Origin of the sequence: Curtobacterium sp. NPDC098951 (assembly GCF_044759965.1) — a bacterium.
Lineage (GTDB): Bacteria > Actinomycetota > Actinomycetes > Actinomycetales > Microbacteriaceae > Curtobacterium.
This window is the reverse complement of the sequence record NZ_JBIWAG010000006.1, coordinates 109,901-126,040: the sequence shown is the minus strand read 5'-3', so window position 1 is coordinate 126,040 and position 16,140 is coordinate 109,901. Positions and strand designations below refer to the sequence as shown.

General features: G+C 72.2%; 15 protein-coding genes. 9 read left to right on the top strand and 6 right to left on the bottom strand.

The annotated features are described in order from the left end of the window. Position 1: 1 nt before the first annotated feature. Positions 2-961 (bottom strand): ABC transporter permease, encoded by a 960-nt coding sequence (locus tag ACIQUC_RS15645; RefSeq protein WP_402268747.1) that lies wholly within the window; start codon positions 959-961, stop codon positions 2-4. Between the two features lie 93 nt (positions 962-1,054). Then, positions 1,055-2,851, bottom strand: a complete 1,797-nt coding sequence (locus tag ACIQUC_RS15640) for a peptide ABC transporter substrate-binding protein (RefSeq protein ID WP_402268744.1) — start codon at positions 2,849-2,851, stop codon at positions 1,055-1,057. A gap of 215 nt (positions 2,852-3,066) precedes the next feature. Between ACIQUC_RS15640 and ACIQUC_RS15635 the strand changes: the two genes are divergently transcribed. Genes ACIQUC_RS15635 through ACIQUC_RS15620 form a run of 4 tightly spaced genes read left to right on the top strand, consistent with a single transcriptional unit; the run spans position 3,067 to position 7,854 of the window. Next, a complete protein-coding gene (locus ACIQUC_RS15635; RefSeq protein ID WP_402268741.1) occupies positions 3,067-4,251 on the top strand; it encodes an ROK family protein in 1,185 nt (394 codons plus the stop codon). Beyond that, on the top strand, positions 4,244-5,788 hold the full coding sequence (locus tag ACIQUC_RS15630; protein WP_402268738.1) for a M81 family metallopeptidase: 1,545 nt from the start codon (positions 4,244-4,246) through the stop codon (positions 5,786-5,788). The genes ACIQUC_RS15635 and ACIQUC_RS15630 overlap by 8 nt, the downstream gene beginning before the upstream one ends. Further along, the gene (locus ACIQUC_RS15625; protein WP_402268735.1) at positions 5,785-6,528 is read left to right on the top strand and encodes a copper homeostasis protein CutC; all 744 of its coding nucleotides are present in this window, start codon (positions 5,785-5,787) and stop codon (positions 6,526-6,528) included. Before ACIQUC_RS15630 ends, ACIQUC_RS15625 begins: the two co-directional genes overlap by 4 nt. A gap of 51 nt (positions 6,529-6,579) precedes the next feature. Then, positions 6,580-7,854 carry an MFS transporter gene (locus ACIQUC_RS15620; RefSeq protein WP_402268732.1) on the top strand — a complete coding sequence of 425 codons (1,275 nt, stop codon included), beginning with the start codon at positions 6,580-6,582 and terminating at the stop codon, positions 7,852-7,854. Positions 7,855-7,872: 18 nt separating this feature from the next. On the opposite strand, the gene aztA is transcribed toward ACIQUC_RS15620, so the two are convergent. After that, positions 7,873-8,499 carry a zinc ABC transporter ATP-binding protein AztA gene (gene aztA / locus ACIQUC_RS15615; RefSeq protein WP_402268729.1) on the bottom strand — a complete coding sequence of 209 codons (627 nt, stop codon included), beginning with the start codon at positions 8,497-8,499 and terminating at the stop codon, positions 7,873-7,875. 50 nt (positions 8,500-8,549) lie between these two features. Here aztA and aztB point away from each other — a divergent pair, with 50 nt between their 5' ends. The 4 genes from aztB to ACIQUC_RS15595 are packed head-to-tail and all read left to right on the top strand — an operon-like array spanning position 8,550 to position 12,719. Continuing rightward, the gene (gene aztB, locus ACIQUC_RS15610) at positions 8,550-9,428 is read left to right on the top strand and encodes a zinc ABC transporter permease AztB (RefSeq protein ID WP_402268726.1); all 879 of its coding nucleotides are present in this window, start codon (positions 8,550-8,552) and stop codon (positions 9,426-9,428) included. Next, positions 9,425-10,597 carry an ABC transporter gene (locus ACIQUC_RS15605; RefSeq protein WP_402268723.1) on the top strand — a complete coding sequence of 391 codons (1,173 nt, stop codon included), beginning with the start codon at positions 9,425-9,427 and terminating at the stop codon, positions 10,595-10,597. Before aztB ends, ACIQUC_RS15605 begins: the two co-directional genes overlap by 4 nt. Beyond that, positions 10,594-11,508: a metal ABC transporter solute-binding protein, Zn/Mn family gene (locus ACIQUC_RS15600; protein WP_402268720.1), complete on the top strand. Its 915-nt coding sequence runs from the start codon at positions 10,594-10,596 to the stop codon at positions 11,506-11,508. The genes ACIQUC_RS15605 and ACIQUC_RS15600 overlap by 4 nt, the downstream gene beginning before the upstream one ends. A 26-nt stretch (positions 11,509-11,534) precedes the next feature. Beyond that, positions 11,535-12,719, top strand: a complete 1,185-nt coding sequence (locus tag ACIQUC_RS15595) for a hypothetical protein (protein ID WP_402268717.1) — start codon at positions 11,535-11,537, stop codon at positions 12,717-12,719. Between the two features lie 82 nt (positions 12,720-12,801). On the opposite strand, the gene ACIQUC_RS15590 is transcribed toward ACIQUC_RS15595, so the two are convergent. The 3 genes from ACIQUC_RS15590 to ACIQUC_RS15580 form a co-directional block, all read right to left on the bottom strand. After that, entirely contained in the window at positions 12,802-13,656 is an 855-nt protein-coding gene (locus tag ACIQUC_RS15590; protein WP_402268714.1) for a LamG domain-containing protein, read from the bottom strand. Then, positions 13,653-14,534, bottom strand: coding sequence for a S26 family signal peptidase (locus ACIQUC_RS15585; RefSeq protein ID WP_402268711.1), 882 nt, complete (start codon positions 14,532-14,534; stop codon positions 13,653-13,655). The genes ACIQUC_RS15590 and ACIQUC_RS15585 overlap by 4 nt, the downstream gene beginning before the upstream one ends. Before the next feature lie 203 nt (positions 14,535-14,737). After that, the gene (locus ACIQUC_RS15580) at positions 14,738-15,391 is read right to left on the bottom strand and encodes a hypothetical protein (protein ID WP_022906106.1); all 654 of its coding nucleotides are present in this window, start codon (positions 15,389-15,391) and stop codon (positions 14,738-14,740) included. A 161-nt stretch (positions 15,392-15,552) separates the two neighbouring features. Between ACIQUC_RS15580 and ACIQUC_RS15575 the strand changes: the two genes are divergently transcribed. Beyond that, positions 15,553-15,999 carry a MarR family winged helix-turn-helix transcriptional regulator gene (locus tag ACIQUC_RS15575; RefSeq protein WP_022906105.1) on the top strand — a complete coding sequence of 149 codons (447 nt, stop codon included), beginning with the start codon at positions 15,553-15,555 and terminating at the stop codon, positions 15,997-15,999. Positions 16,000-16,140 lie beyond the last annotated feature (141 nt).

The window sequence follows — 16,140 nt, the reverse complement described above, 5'->3', positions numbered from 1 at the left end:
CTCATGCGCGGCTCGCCTTCACTCGGGGGTCGATGAGGGACTGCGCGACGTCGGCGAGCAGGGTGCCCACCACCGTCGCGATCGAGATGACGAGGACGCAGCCGAGGAGCGTCGGGTAGTCCGACGTCTGCGCGGCGTTCCAGAACAGCAGCCCCATGCCGGGGTAGTTGAACAGCTGCTCGGTGACGAGCGCCCCGCCGAACAGCACCGGCAGGTAGTAGCCGAGCATCGCGACCACCGGGGTGAGCGAGTTCCGGAACACGTGCCGGCGCAGGATCGCCGCAGTCGAGGCACCGCCGGCGCGGGCGGTGCGGACGTAGTCCTCCTGCAGGTTCTCGAGCGTCGAGGCCCGCATGTACCGGCTGAACACGGCGATCATCGCGAGGGCCCCGGTGACGACGGGGAGCACGAGCCCCGCCGGGTCCTGGAAGACCTCGGCGAGGGTGTTGCCGCTCGGCGCCTGGGACGGCAGCCACGGCAGCTGCTGGCTGAAGACGATGATGAGGACGAGCCCGAGGAAGAACGCGGGCGTCGAGTAGAACACGAACGCCAGGGCCGTGGCCGCGTAGTCGACCGCGCCGTTGCGCCGGACCGCCTGCCACATGCCGACCGGGATCGCGAGCACGATGCCGAGCACCGCGGACATCCCGGTGAGGACGAGGGTCTTGGGCAACCGCTCGGCGATGAGCTGCGACACCGCCTCGTTGAGCGTGTACGACGTACCGAGGTCGCCGGTGAGCAGGCGGCCGAGGAACCGGAGGTACTGCACGGGCAGCGGCTGGTCGAGCCCCTGCGCCTGGTTGAACGCGGCGATCTGCGCGGGCGTCGCTGAGACGCCGAGGACGCCGCGGGCCGGGCCGCCCGGCAGGGCGTGCAGCAGGCAGAACACGACGATCGTGACGATGAGGATCACCGCGAGCGCCTGCAGGACGCGCCTGGTGAGGTAGAGAGCTGTGGTCATGCGGCTTCCGTCGTCTGGTTCCGGACTGGGGGACGGACGGGAGGCGCGGTGCGCGTCGGACGCGCGCCGCGCCTCCTGTCCGGGGTCACGGTCTCACTTCGACCACTTCCACTGGGCGGGGTGGAAGTTCGCGAGCGAGTCCTGGTCGAACCCGGTCAGACCCTTCTTCACGACCGAGATCTGGTAGTCGGGCTCCGGCAGCCAGATCACCGGCAGGTCCTTCGCGAGCGCCGCGCTGTAGTCCTGCACGGCGGTCGGGTCGGGCGAGGTGGTCGTGGCGTCGATGAGCTCGTCCACGTCGGCGTTGGAGTACGACCCGAAGTTCGCCGAACCACCGGTCTGGAAGAGCGACTCACCGGTCGGGTAGGCCGGGAAGTACCAGCTGCCCGCGGTACCGAAGAACGAGAGGTCCCAGTCGCAGCTGGCCTCGTCGCTCGTGCAGGTCGGGGTCTGCGACAGGACGCTCGACACCGGCGCGGTCTTGATCGTGAAGCCGATGCCGGTCTTCGCGAGCGACGACTGGATGGCGCTCATCATGTTGTCGGTGACGGTCGACCCGGACTGCGAGAGCACGTTCATGGTGAACTTCGTGCCCTTCGTGACGCCCTCGCCGCACTGGCTGTCGGACGTCCCGGGGTCGGTGCAGACCATCGTGCCGCCCTGCTCCGACCAGCCGTGGGACTCGAGGAGCGCCTTGGCCTTCTTCGTGCTGAACGGGTACGGGTTGTCCTTCTGCGTGCTCGACACGTAGTCGGACTCCTGCGCCTGGGGGATCGGCCCGTAGGTCGAGGTGGCGGTGCCGTTGAACACGACCTTGGACAGCGAGGTCTGGTCGATCGACATCTGGACGGCCTGACGGGCGTACAGCTGCTTGAAGACGGCGCCCATCGTGGGGTTGTTGAAGTTGTACGGCATGTACGTGATCGCCCAGCCGGTCCAGGGCTGCACCTCGTAGCCCTTCGACGTGAAGGACGACTTCTGGTCCATGTCGGTGGCGTTGATGTAGCCGTAGTCGACCTCGCCCGAGCGGACGGCGTTCACCTCGGCGTCCGTCGTCGTGAACGGCAGCAGGTTCACGGTCGCGATCGAGGGCTTCTCACCGCCGTCGTACTTCGTGTTCGCGGTCAGGGTGACCTTGCCCGCGGTGGTGAACGTCTTCACGCCGTAGGGGCCGGAGATGGTCTTCCACAGGTCGTCGCTCGCGTAGTCGGAGATCTTGCCGGCGGCGGTGTTGAGGTACTTCCAGACCTGCTTCGCGCCGGAGGTGGTCTCGTCGGCGTTGCCCACCGAGCCGCTCGCGCTCGTCTTGTCCCAGGCGTGCTGCGGCAGCGGGATGATGTGGCTCAGCTGGTTGGCGAGCATCCAGTCCGGGTTGTACGCCTTGTCGAACGTGATCGTGAAGTGCGTGTCGTCGTCGGCTTTGAAGGAGGTCCAGTTGTCCGGCGCCTTGCCCTTCGAGTAGGAGCCCCACTCGTCCTTGTTCGCCTTGATCAGGTTGAACCAGAACTCGACGTCGCGGCTCGTGATCGGCTTGCCGTCCGACCAGTGCCGGTCGCCGAGCGTGACGGTGACGCTCTTCGAGTCGCTCGCGAACGTCGCGTCGGTCGCGACGGAGCCGGCCTTGTTCCACGCGATCTTGCCGGTGGACCCGTCGTAGGCGACGAGCGGCTCGTACAGCGACTGCGCGATCGACCCGTTGTTCGTGTTGAGGTGCGCGGCGGTGCCGATCGGGAGGATCCAGTTCGGCGTGAAGTTGGCGGGCAGCGCGTAGTTGATCTCGTCGGTCGTGTTGCTCGACGAGGCGTTGCCGCCTCCGGAGCAGCCGGCGAGCAGCGCGCTCACGGCGATCGCGGCTCCGGTGAGGAGCGCCCAGCGACGGGGCTTGGTCATGTGTGTCTCCTGGTGCGTGGGAGGTTCGGGGTGTGGAGCACGCGTGCCGAGCGGCACGGGGACAGTCAATGGCCAAAGCCGTTGGAAAAACAAACATCTCCGTGTAAATAGTTCGTTTCTGCCGTTCGGGCGAAAGGGTGGACCGGTCGATCTGCCGCCTAGGCTCGGTCTCGCGGTCACTCGTCGACCGCGTTTCCGCCGGATTGGAGAAAGTCGTGCCGGACCTCAGTGCCCGCGTCCTGGAGCTCGTCGCGTCCGGACAGGCGTCCAGTCGGACCGAGATCGCCGCACTGCTCGGCGCCGCCCCCTCGACCGTCTCCCACGTGGTCGCGCAGCTGGTGTCGCACGGTCTGCTCGCGGAGGAGGGCACCGACGTCTCGACGGGCGGCCGCCCCCGCAAGGTGCTCCGCATCGGCGGTGCGGACGAGTACGCGGTCGCCGCGGACGTCGGCGGTGGGCACGCCCGCATCGGCATCGTGCTGCCGGGAGGCGCGCTCGAGTCGGTCGCGAACGTCCCGTTCGCACTCTCCGACGGTCCGACCGCGGGGCTGCAGCGGCTGGCCGCCCTGCTCGAGCGGCTCGCGGACGAGCGCGGTCGCGCCGGGCTGCGGGGCGTCGGGCTCAGCCTGCCCGGACCGGTCGACGTCGAAGCCGGCGTGGTCGACCTGCCGAGCCGGATGCCCGGGTGGAACGGGTTCCCGGTGGGATCGTGGCTCACCGAGCGCTTCGGGTTGCCCTCGGTCGTCGACAACGACGCGAACTGCATGGCCGCGGGCGAGCAGACCGTGCAGGACCCCGCCCGGCGGCAGACCATCACGATCAAGGCCGGCTCGGCGATCGGTGCCGGGATCGTCATCGACGGACGGCTGTACCGCGGCGCGACCGGATCGGCCGGCGACATCACGCACGTCCGGATCGACGCCGCGGGCGACACCCCGTGCTCGTGCGGGAACACGGGCTGCCTCGAGACCGTCGCGTCCGGAGCCGCGCTGGTGCGGATCCTGTCGGACGCCGGGGTCGACGTCTCCTCGACCGCCGACGTCGTCCGGCTCGCCTCGGACGCCCACCCCGAGGCGACGCGCGCCGTCCGGCTCGCGGGCCGGTACCTCGGCGAGGTGCTCGCCGCGAACGTCAACTTCTTCAACCCGGACGCGGTCTACCTCGGCGGGATCCTCTCCACGCTCGACCCGTTCATCGCCGCCGTGCGGAGCCAGCTGTACGAGAGCTGCCACCCGCTCATGACGCAGCACCTCGCCATCGAGCCCGTCTCGCTCGGCGCCGACGCCGGCCTCGTCGGTGCGGGCCAGTTCGCGCTGCAGCGCGGGCTCGCCGCGTCGCTCGAGGAACTGTCCGCGCCCATCCCCCAGTCCACCACCAGGAACAGGAACGTCCGTGTCTGACCCCGTGTCCACCGCACCCGCCACCCGTCGCCCGGTCATCGCGATCGCCGGGCTCGCCATCGAGACCTCGACGTTCACGCCGACCCGAACCCACGCGCCGGCGTTCCACCCGGACCGCGGGGACGAGGTCGTGGCGCGCTACGACTTCCTCGGGCCGCTGTCGGCGCGGGCCGACTTCCGCGGGGCGCTCATCGGTCACGCGCTGCCCGGCGGGATCGTGGACCGGGACTCGTACGAGTCGCTCGCGGCGGAGATCGTCGCGCGGTTGGCGGCGATCGTCGCGGCCGAGCACGTCGACGGGCTCTGGTACGACATCCACGGCGCGATGGTGGTCGAGGGCCTCGACGACGCCGAGTCGGACCTGCTCGGCCGCATCCGCGCGGTGATCGGCCCGGACGTCATCGTGTCGGCGTCGATGGACCTGCACGGCAACGTCACGGCGGAGCTCGCCCACCAGGTGGACCTCGTCACGTGCTACCGGATGGCCCCGCACGAGGACGCCCTCGAGACGAAGGAGCGCGCCGTCTCGAACCTGGTCGACGTGCTCACCACCAGGCCCGTGGGGCAGCAGCGTCCGGTCAAGGCCTGGGTGCCGATCCCGGTCCTCCTGCCCGGCGAGCAGACCTCGACGCGCATCGAACCGGCGGCCTCGCTGTACGCCGAGGTGCCGGTCGTCGAGCGGACCGAGGGCGTGCTCGACGCCGCGATCTGGGTCGGCTACGCCTGGGCGGACCAGCCGCGCGACCGAGCGGTCACCGTCGTCACCGGGTGGGACGAGGCCTCCGTCGCCGCCGGTGCGGAGCGCCTCGCGCGGGCCTTCTGGGACGTCCGCGAGGACTTCGTGTTCGTCGCACCGACCGGCACGTTCGACGAGTGCCTCGCCGCCGCGCTCGCACCGGGCGCCGCGAGGCCGTTCTTCGTGTCAGACTCCGGCGACAACCCGACGGCGGGCGGCTCGGGCGACATGACGTGGGGGCTGACGCAGGTGCTCGCGCACCCGGCGTTCGCCGACCCGGACGGCCCCGTCCTGATCTACGCGAGCGTCCCCGGGCCGGCAGCCGTCGCCACCGCGGTCGAGGCGGGCGTCGGCGCCACCGTGACCGTGACCGCCGGCGCCGAGGTCGACGACGTCCACGCCGGGCCGATCACGATGACCGGGCGCGTGCACGCGGTCAAGCACGGCGACCGCGACGCCGAGACCGAGGTGGTGCTGCAGGTCGGCAGTGTGTTCGCGATCCTGACGACGCTCCGCAAGCCGTACCACCACGAACACGACTTCACCGACCTCGACCTCGCCCCGCGGGACGCCGACGTGGTGATCGTGAAGATCGGGTACCTCGAGCCGGAGCTCTTCGACATGGCCGCCGACTGGATGCTCGCGCTGACGCCGGGCGGGGTCGACCAGGACCTCGAGCGGCTCGGACACCACAGGATCGTCCGGCCGATGTTCCCCTACGATCGAGTGTTCCCGTCGGCGCCGGACCTCGGCGCCCGGATCATCCCGCCGTCGAACGAACCGCTCGGAGCCATCGCGTGACCACCGCCGCCCCCGTCGCCCTCGAGATCGCCGTCACCGCACCCGCCGGCGCGATCGTCGCACGGGACGGCGGCGCCGACCGTGTCGAGCTCTGCGTCGGGCTCGAGCTCGGTGGTCTCACGCCGTCCCAGGCGCTCGTGGAGACGACCCACGAGACCGGCATCCCCGCCCACGCCCTCGTCCGCTGCCGTCCCGGCGGCTTCGTACACACCCCCGACGAGGTCGAACTGATGGTGCGCGAGGTCCGCACGGTCCTGCGCTCCGGCGCGGCGGGCGTCGTGGTCGGTGCCCTGCGTCCGGACGGCACGCTCGACGAGGACGCCCTCCGGCGTTTCGTGGACGCCGCCCGCTCGGTCAGCGCCACGGCCGAGGTCACCCTGCACCGGGCGATCGACCACGCGGCCGACCCCGTCGCCGCCGCGGCCACCCTCGCCGACCTCGGGTTCACCCGGGTTCTGACCTCGGGTGCAGCGCCCACCGCGGCGGCCGGGGCCGCGACCATCGCACGCATGGTCGACGCCGCCGGGCCCGTGCAGGTCATGGCCGGTGCCGGCGTGACCCCCGCCGACGTGCCCGCGCTCGTGGCGACCGGGGCGGCTGCGGTGCACCTGTCGGCGAAGCGACCCGCCGCCGGCAGCGCCCACGCGGGCGTCCCGATGGGCGGTGCGGACGACGGTTCGGCGCACTTCGTCACCGACGCCGAGGTGGTGGCTGCCGCCCGCCGCGCGCTCGACGCCTGAACCGCCGCGTCACGCGGGAATGGACCGCGCGGGCGCGTGCTTGACGCCCGCATGACATCGTCAGCACCGCGTCGCGGGTGGCTCAGCGTCACGTCGGTCGCACTCGGATCGTTCGTCCTCGTCCTGTCCGAGTTCCTGCCGATCGGCCTGCTCCCCGCCATCGCCGCCGACCTCGACGTCGGCATCGGCACCGCGGGGCTCATGGTCGTCGCGACCGGCCTCGTCGGAGCGGTCGCCGCACCGGTCGTCACGGTGTGGACATCGGCGCTCGACCGCCGGGTCGTCCTCGTCGGCCTGACGGTGCTGCTCGTCGTCGCGGACGCGCTCGCAGCGGTGGCGCCGGCGTTCTGGGTGCTGCTCGTGGCCCGGATGCTCCTCGGCGTCGGCATCGGCGGGTTCTGGGCGATCGGCGCCGGGATCGCCGGACGGCTCGTCCGCCCCGAGTCCGTGATCCGCGCGACGTCCCTGATCACCGCCGGGGTCTCGGTCGCGACCGTCGTCAGCCTGCCCCTCGGCGCACTCGTGTCGGCCCTCGCCACGTGGCGGCTGGCGTTCGTGATCGGCGGGGTGCTCGGGCTCGTCGCGCTCGGGCTGCAGGTGGCGATGCTGCCGCGGATCCCCGCGCAGCAGCGCGTCCGGTTCGGCACGCTCGGCTCGCTCCTCGGCGTCCCCCGCGCCCGGGTCGGCCTGATCGCCGCGGCCTTCCTGTTCACCGCGCAGTTCGCCGCCTACACCTACATCGCCCCGTACCTGCAGGACCTCGTCGGGGTCGACGCCGACACCGTGACCGTCGCACTCCTGGTCTTCGGGATCGCGGGCATCGTCGGGAACTTCGCCGCCGGGTTCACACTCGGTCGGAGCGTCCTCGGCACGATCGGCTCGGCGAAGTTCGTCCTCGCCGGCGCGGTCGTCCTGCTCCCGCTGCTCGCGCACTCGGTCGTGGGGGTGTTCGTCCTGCTCGTCGTGTGGGGCCTCGTCTGGGGCGCCCTGCCGCTCGGGATGCAGACCTGGATGTCCACGTCGTCGCCCGCGGGCTCCGAGACCGGGCTCGCGCTGTTCGTCACGACGATCCAGCTCGCCATCGCCGCCGGGTCGGTGCTCGGCGGTGCCGCGGTGTCGTCGTTCGGGCTGGCCGTCGACTTCTGGCTGGCCGGTGGGGTGGCGGTCGTCGGAGCGATCGTGCTCGTCGTCCTGGGGACCCGTCGGTCGAGTGGCACCCCGGCGGTGGCGTCGGCTCCGGCTCCGGCTCCGGCTCCGGCGGTGGCGGTGGCGTCGGCTCCGGCGGAGACCACCGCGACCGGTTCCGTCGCCGTCGCCTGCCCCTGACGGACGGCGCCGCCACCGTCAGCCGAGCCGGACGACCCGGTCCGCTCCGGCGATGACCGTCGGGTCGTGCGTGGCATGCACGACCACGACGCCGGACGCCGCCTCGTCGGCGAGCGCGCGGACCACGAGCCGACCCGACTCGGCGTCCACCCCGGCCGTGGGCTCGTCGACGAGGAGCACCCCCGCCCGCTGCGCGAGTCCGAGCGCGACGAGGGTCCGCTGACGCTGCCCACCGGACAGCTCGTCGAGCGGCCGGTCCGACAGGGACGCGATCCCCATCCGGTCGAGCTGCTCGTCGACCACGTCGCGGTCGGAACGCACGAGCGGCCGCCACCACGGACGGCCGGACCACCGGCCCATGCGGACCGTGGCACGGACGGTGAGCGGGAGCGCACTCGGCGGGACCGACTGGGTCACGTAGGCGACTCCGACGGAGGTTCGGCGCGTCACCGCCCCGGCATCCGGCGTCACCACCCCGGCGAGCGCGTCGAGCAGCGTCGACTTGCCGGAGCCGTTCGGCCCCGTCAGCGCGGTGACCGAACCGACGGGGAAGGTCGCATCGACCCCGTCGAGGACGGTCCGGTCGCCGCGCCGGACGACGAGTCCGGCGACGTGGAGGGGGGTGGCGTCGGTCGTCGTGGGCACCTGAGGACACTATCAGTATCGATAGTCATTTTCATGTAGCGTCTCGGACCGTGACCTGGCTGACCGATCCCCTCTCCGTCGACTTCATGGTCCGTGCCCTCGTGGGCGGCGGACTGGCGGCGGTGCTCTGCGCGGTCGTCGGCACGTGGGTCCTCGTCCGCGGCATGGCCTTCCTCGGTGAAGCGCTGTCGCACGGCATGCTCCCCGGCGTCGCGATCGCCTCGCTGACCGGGTTCCCCATCGTGCTGGGCGCCGCCGTCAGTGCCGCGGTGATGGTGCTCGGGGTCGGTGCACTCCGCCGACGGGCCCGGCTCTCGTACGACACGTCGATCGGGCTGCTGTTCGTCGGCATGCTCGCCCTCGGGGTGATCATCGTCTCCTCCTCGAGGTCCTTCGCGACCGACGTCACCGCGATCCTGTTCGGTGACGTCCTCGCCGTCACCCGTGCGGACCTCACCGGCCTGGCGATCGCCGTCGCGGTGGCGCTCGGGACCGCGGTGTTCTTCCACCGTCCGTTCACGGCAGCGGCGTTCGACGTCCGGAAGGCCGCGACCCTCGGCCTCCGCCCACGGGCCGCCGAGATCGTGCTGGTCGGGCTCGTCACGCTCGCGGTCGTCGCCTCGTACCGGGCGGTGGGCACGCTGCTCGTCGTCGGACTGCTCCTCGCCCCGGCAGCCGCCGCCCGCGCATGGACCCGGCACGTCGGCTCGACGATGGCGCTCGCCGCCGCGATCGGCATCGCGGCCGTGCTCGTCGGGCTGCTCGTCTCGTGGCACCTCGGCACCGCCGCGGGAGCGAGCATCGCCGCCGTCGCCGTCGCCGGGGTCGGCCTCTCGCGCACGGCCGCGTCGCTCAGCACCCTGGTCCGCGACCGGACCCCCGGGGCAGAACCACCGACAGCAGTACCAGCACCTCGAGAGGCAGCATGACCCACTCCACCCGGCGCACTCCCACGCGCACTCTGCTCACCACGAGCCTCGTCGTCGGACTCACCGTCGCGACGGTGGGCTGCTCGTCGGGGACGGCCCCCGGCGACGCCAGCGCGACCGCCCGGCCACACGGCTTCGTCGAGGGGGCGAGCGAATCCCGGGAACCGCAGCTGCGCCTCCTGGTCGTCTCGGGGACGGGCGAGACCGTCCTGCACGACCTGCTCAGCAGCGAGACGACCGCGCTCGACGACGTCGACGTGCCCACGCACTCCGCCACTGACGGCCGGTTCCTGGTGACGAGCTCCGACCGCCGCACCACGATCGTGGACGGCGGTGCCTGGACGGTCGACCACGGCGACCACACCCACTACTACGCGGCGGAGCCGCGGGTCGTCGGCACGATGGCGGGGGGCGGTCCGGTCGAGGTGCACTCCTCCGAGACGACCACGACGATCACCTGGCGGGAGCGGAACGAGGCGGTCGTCCTCGACCGAGCCGCGCTCGGTCAGGGGACCGTCGAGGAACGGACCCGGATCGACGCACGGGTCCTGCTCCCCGACGGAGACCGCCTCGTCGCCGCCACCGACGACGTCGTCCGGGTGCTCGACGCCGACGGCTCGCCGACCGGCACCGAGGCGGCGTGCACCGACCCGGCCGGAGGCATCGTCACCCGGGCCGGCTCGGTCGTCGGCTGTTCCGACGGCGCGGTGGTCGTGGACGACGACGGCGCGACGGCGGTGCCGTTGCCCGACGGCGCCGAACGGCCGACCTCGTTCGCCGCCCGCGCCGGACGACCGACGGTCGCGGGCCTGGCCGGTGACGCCGGCTTCTGGCTGCTCGACAGCCGCGAACACTCGTGGCGCCTGGTGCCGACCGAGCGCCCACTCCGCGCCGTCGCCGCGGTCGACGACGCCGACGAGCACGTGGTCGGCGTCGACGAGACCGGGCGGGTGGTGGTGCACACGCTCGCCACCGGAGCGATCGTCGCGACCGACCCGCTCGTCGCCGGCGACGCTCCGCCCCTGCTGCAGCTCGACGCGAACCGCGCTTACCTGGCCGACCGCGGGACGGGGACCGTGCACGAGATCGACTTCGCCGACGGCGCACGGGTCGCCCGGACCATCGACCTCGGCGTGGCCCCGGCCGCGTTCGCGGAGGTCGGACTGTGACGCGGGCACGCACACGGACCGTCGTCGTCACGCTCCTCGCCGTGGTGGGTGTCGCGTTCGGCGCGGGCGGGTGCACCGCTGCTCCCGGGCAGGACCGGCCACTCGTCGCCGTCACCACGAACATCCTCGGCGACGTCGTCTCGGAGGTCGTCGGCGACGCGGCCGAGGTGATGGTGCTCATGCCCGCCGGAGCGGACCCGCACTCGTTCGAGGTCTCGGCGCAGGAGGCCGCGCGACTCCGCACCGCCGACCTCGTGGTGGAGAACGGGCTGGGCCTCGAGGAGGGCGTGTCCCGGCACGTCCGGGCCGCGGCCGACGACGGAGTCCCGGTCTTCACGGCCGGCGACGCGGTCGAGGCCCTGGAGTGGACGACCGAGGACGACAGCGGGCCGGACCCGCACCTCTGGACCGACCCCGCACGGATGGTCGACGTCGTCGAGTCGCTCGACGACGACCTCCGCGACGTGGGCATCCGGGCGACGGGCACCGCGGACTACCTCGACGCCCTGCACGCGCTCGACGGGGAGATGGAGCGGGCCTTCGGCGCGCTCGGCCCCGGGCAGCGGGCCCTCGTGACGAACCACCACGTCTTCGGCTACCTCGCCGACCGGTACGGGTTCCGGGTCGTCGGGGCCGTCATCCCGAGCGGGACGACCCTCGCCTCGCCGAGCGCGGCGGACCTGCGGGACCTCGCCGACGCGATCGAGGAGACGGGCGTCCGGACGGTCTTCGCCGACGCCTCGCAGCCCGCCCGGTTGGCCGAGGTCCTGGCGGAGGAGGTGGACGTGCACGTCGACATCCAGCCGCTCGCCACCGAGTCGCTGACCACCGACGGCCCCGCGTCCACCTACCTGGGGATGATGCGGTCGAACACCGAGGCGATCGTCGACGGCCTCTCGGTTCGTAATTGAGAATGAGAATCAGTACAGTAACGACCATGACGACGACCAAGACCCTGCGCACCGCGGCCCTGCCTGCCGCCCTGCTCACCGCGGCCACCCTTGCCCTCACCGGATGCGCGGCCGACACCACCCCCTCGGAGTCCGCGCGCACCGCGACCGCGCGCGCCGACGGCACCCGGATCACGCTCACGTACGACGGCGGAGTCCTCGTGCTCGACGACGACCTGCGCGTCCTGACCGACGACGCCGTCGACGGGTTCACACGCGTCAACCCGGCGGGTGACGGGCGGCACGTGCTCGTCACGGTGCCGAGCGGCTTCCGGGTACTCGACACCGCGGCCGATCCGGCCCTCACCGACGCGGTCTTCCCCGCCGACACCGGCGGGCACGCGGTCGTCCACGGCGACCGGACGGCGCTCTTCGCCGACGGCACCGGCCAGGTGACGACGTTCGACAACACCGAGCTCGACGGTGCCGACCTGCCCGACACCGAGACGACCGAGTCCGCGGCCGCGCACCACGGCGTCGCGATCGTGCTGGAGGACGGCACGCTGCTCACCACCATCGGCGACGAGGAGTCCCGCAGCGGGGTCCGTGCGCTGGGCGCGGACGGGAAGGAGACCACCCGCTCCGAGGAGTGCCCGGACGTGCACGGGGAAGGCGCGGTCCAGGGTGACGTCGCCGTGTTCGGGTGCACGGACGGGGCCCTCGTGTACGACGACGGGACGTTCACGAAGATCGACGCTCCGACGGAGTACGGCCGCACCGGCAACCTGTTCACGACCGGCACGTCCTCGATCGCACTGGGCGACTACAACGACGACCCGGACAGCGAGGGGTACCTCCTCCACCAGATCGCCCTGATCGACGCGGCATCCGGTTCCTACCGGGTTGCCGACGTGCCGGACGGCGTCGGCTACACGTTCCGGGACCTCGCTCGTGGTCCCGGGGACGAGGCCGTCGTGCTCGGGGACGACGGCGCGCTGCACACCTTCGACACGACGTCCGGTGACCTGCTCGACTCCTTCCCGGTGATCGACCCGTGGGAGGGACCCGAGGAGTGGCAGGACGCCCACCCGGCGCTGAAGGTCGTCGGCGACGTCGCCTACGTCACCGACCCGGCCGAGCGGAAGGTCCACGCGGTCGACCTCACGACCGGCGAGACCGTCGCCTCGAGCGAGGTGCTGCCCGGCACGCCCAACGAGATCGCGATCGCGTAGCGACGCGTCCGCACCGACGCGGTGCAGGGCGGACGGGAGGCGCGGTGCCGGCTGCCACCGCGCCTCCCGGTCCGTCGGCGTCTCAGCGACCGGCGGCCGCGTGGTTCGCGACCTGCGTCGCCGACAGGACGGTGCTGTACACCGCCGCGTACCGCATCGACCCGGTGAAGGCGAAGTTCGACGGCTGCCCGGGCCACCCCGACACGGTGTCGTAGCCGATCCGGAAGTAGCCGGTGTAGTTCTCGGGCGCGGTGAACGCGGTGTTCGAGGCGACGAGGGCGCCGTCCGCGTAGAGCCGCATCCCGGTGCTCGCGGACATCGTCGCCACGACGTGGTGCCACGCGCCGTCGGTGTACGCCTTCGGTGAGGTCACGACCTGGGTCGTCCCGTTGTAGGTGCCGAAGACGAGCTGCCCGGTGGTGTTGATGTAGATCTGACGGTCGTGCTGCCCGGAGGTGGCGGACTGGTTGCTGCCGAACCCGACGAGCATGCCGCCGGCGACGGTCGTGCGGAACCAGACCTCCTCGCTGAAGGTGGTCGGGTTGGCGTACGAGCGCGGCGTCGACACGAAGCTCGTCGAGCCGTTCAGCACGTAGGAGCTGCCGGTGTCGCGCGGGCACGCGTTCGGGCTCGGGGTGGAGGCCGTCATCGCGCCCTGGTAGGTGCCGTTCAGGCCCTTGCCCGACCAGTCCGCGGCGGTGGTCGCACCGCTGGCCTCGCCGAGACGGTAGGCGAAGAGGGCGTTCGCGGTGTCGGCGCCGACCGCGGCGCTGCAGGTGAAGTAGGGCGCGGTCGCGGCGCTGTTGCCGCTGTTCGCCACCACGGCGCTGAACGCGGACCGGGTCGGGGCGAACACGTTGGCGAGGCCGACCACGGCCACGGCGAGGACCAGGACGAGGGCGACGACCCGGCCGTCGCGGAGACGTCGGAGGTTCACGAGGGACGCACCGCCTCGACGCGGCCGACGGCCAGGCACAGCACCAGGGGGACGAGGCACGCGGCGACGAGCAGCCCCCACCCGATCGGTCCGAGGTCGATGTTCGACGTGAGCTGGTAGTGCCCGTTCGCCGTGAGTTCGCGGATGACCATGTGCCCGACCTGTCCGTCGACGAGGTGCACGCTCGCGGCACCGGGCGACTCGACCCGGACCGGGAACACGCCGGAGGACACGATCGTCGCCTCGACGCCGGCGTGGGTGGCGGTGTTCGTGATCGTCGTCACGTTGACGAACGGCTTGAGGACGAAGGCCGCGTACGACGCGGTGAGCGCTCCCCCGGCGATGCGGAGGCACGTACGCGTCACCCGGTCGGTGAACACGCTCGTGAGCGTCCAGATCACCAGCGTGCCGATGAGCAGCAGCGGCGCGGCGCGGAACAGCCAGCCGAGGTGCGGCACGAGGAGCACCGGCGAACCGATGACGTTCTCCTGCGTGAGGGTCCACGGGTCGGTCGCGCCGTTGATGTCGCCACGGGTGTGCAGGCCCGCGCCGTCGACGTCGACGATGCGGTGCGTGTAGACGACGCCCGGGTTCGCGGCGGTCTCGAAGGAGACGACGTCGCCGACGCCGAGGGTGGCGACGTCCACCGGCAGGTCGAGGACGAGGGTGCCGACCGGGGCGGCCTCGCCCATCGAGGGCGTCTCGACGACGAACCAGCGGCCGCCGGCGGACAGGAACAGCAGGGCGGCGGTGAGGAGCACGGCGGCGACGACGGCCACAGACCAGGCGAGCACCGTCTCGAAGCGGGTGGCGGTGTGGCCCCCGAGCAGCGGGCGCTCCAGCGTGCCGCTGAGCGGGATGGCGGCGGTCTGGCTCATCGTCGGCTCCGTTCGTGTGCGGCGTGTGTGGGGAGGGGGCGCCCGCGGGGAGGCGGGGCGGTGCGGGGTGGGGGTGATGGGTGGTGCGGGGTTGGGGGTGATGGGTGGTGCGGGGTGGGGCTGGGGTGATGGGTGGAGCGGGGTGTGGGTGGCGACGCTCGACCGGAGGGGGGGGATCGGTCGAGCGTCGCCGGTCGGGGTGGCTAGGCGGTGAAGGTCCAGGTCATCGGCACGGAGGCGGCGAGGCCCTGGTAGGTGTTGCCGGCCGAGGAGTCGAGCGTCACGGCGAAGGTGAACGGCACGGACGCACCGGCGGCGGGGGCTGCGGGCATCGTGAACGCCGAGGCGGCGGCGCCCTTGAAGCTGGCGAGCGTGCCGGAGAAGACCGTGGTCGAGCCGGACGTGATGACGAGGTTCATCTTCGCGCAGAGGTCGGTCGCGGTGCCGTTGACCGAGCCGTTGGCCGACTGCGTGCAGGTGGCACCGGGGGTCAGCGTGAAGGTCGAGGCGTTCGCGGTCCCGGTGTTCTTGATCGAGATCGCGGTGGTGACGGTGTTGCCCGGCGTCATGGTGGTGCTGCCGCCGAACTTGTTGATGGTCGAGCAGGTCGCGGCGTTCGTCGAGACCGAGCCGCCGTCGGTGCTCGTGCACGTGACGGTGCCGCCGGCGTTCTGCTCCTGCATCGTCAGCGTGCCGCTCGCGGCGGTGTTGCTGCTGTTGGTGATGCTCGCGGCGAACCCGGAGAGGGTGCCGGTGAGCGAGAGGGAGAGCAGCACGGCGGCGAAGATGCCCGCGAGGAGTGCGACGGGGGCGAATCGGACCCGCTTCAGTGCGGGGGTGCGGAGCTTGTCGGACACGGGAACCTCTTCGGAGTGGTGATCAGGGATGGGGGTGGAGCAACGCGTTCGGGTTCGTTTGCTTCGATAATCAAGATAGTCACTCATTCATCAAATTGACCACTCGTATACTGGCCCCAGTGCGAGGGACGCTCCCTCACGACCCGAAGGCGAGGACCGCCGTGCCCACGGCACCCGACAGTGACCCGACCGACCTCATCGCGGCGTTCGAGGCCGTCGTCCGCGCGAATGCGAGCCTCGTCGGCCGCCTGAGCGCCCGCGCCGGGGTGCACGAGAACGCCCTCCGCGCCCTGGTGCTCGTGAGCGACACGGGGTACTCCACGCCGACCGAGGTCGCCGGCTACCTCGGCCTGACCTCGGGCGCGGTCACGAACATGATCGACCGGATGACGAACGCCGGCCTGCTCGAGCGAGCGCCGAACCCCGACGACCGCCGTGGCTCGCTGCTGCGGCTGCTGCCCGACGGCGAGGCCGTCGTCCAGGACCACCGACGCCGCTACGCCGAGGTCCTCCGCGAGGTCGACGCGGCACACGGCGGCGCCGCACTCGCGGTGCTGAGCGACCTGGCCACGGCGCTCTACCAACGGGCCGGCGACGTCGAGCCCTGATCGCGCACCCGGTCGCGACCCGGGGCGCGACCGCACGACGAACGGGAGGCGCGGGGGCCCCGGGGCCCCCCCCCCCCCCCCGGCGGGGGGGGGGGGGGGGCCGGGGCCCCCCCCCCCCCCCCCAAGAACCGGGGCCGCAGG

Coding starts and splice junctions, on each gene's coding strand:
- ACIQUC_RS15645 (WP_402268747.1), bottom strand. CDS start 961: ATGACCACAGCTCTCTACCTCACCAGGCGCGTCCTGCAGGCGCTCGCG.
- ACIQUC_RS15640 (WP_402268744.1), bottom strand. CDS start 2,851: ATGACCAAGCCCCGTCGCTGGGCGCTCCTCACCGGAGCCGCGATCGCC.
- ACIQUC_RS15620 (WP_402268732.1), top strand. CDS start 6,580: ATGACATCGTCAGCACCGCGTCGCGGGTGGCTCAGCGTCACGTCGGTC.
- ACIQUC_RS15605 (WP_402268723.1), top strand. CDS start 9,425: ATGACCCACTCCACCCGGCGCACTCCCACGCGCACTCTGCTCACCACG.
- ACIQUC_RS15595 (WP_402268717.1), top strand. CDS start 11,535: ATGACGACGACCAAGACCCTGCGCACCGCGGCCCTGCCTGCCGCCCTG.
- ACIQUC_RS15585 (WP_402268711.1), bottom strand. CDS start 14,534: ATGAGCCAGACCGCCGCCATCCCGCTCAGCGGCACGCTGGAGCGCCCG.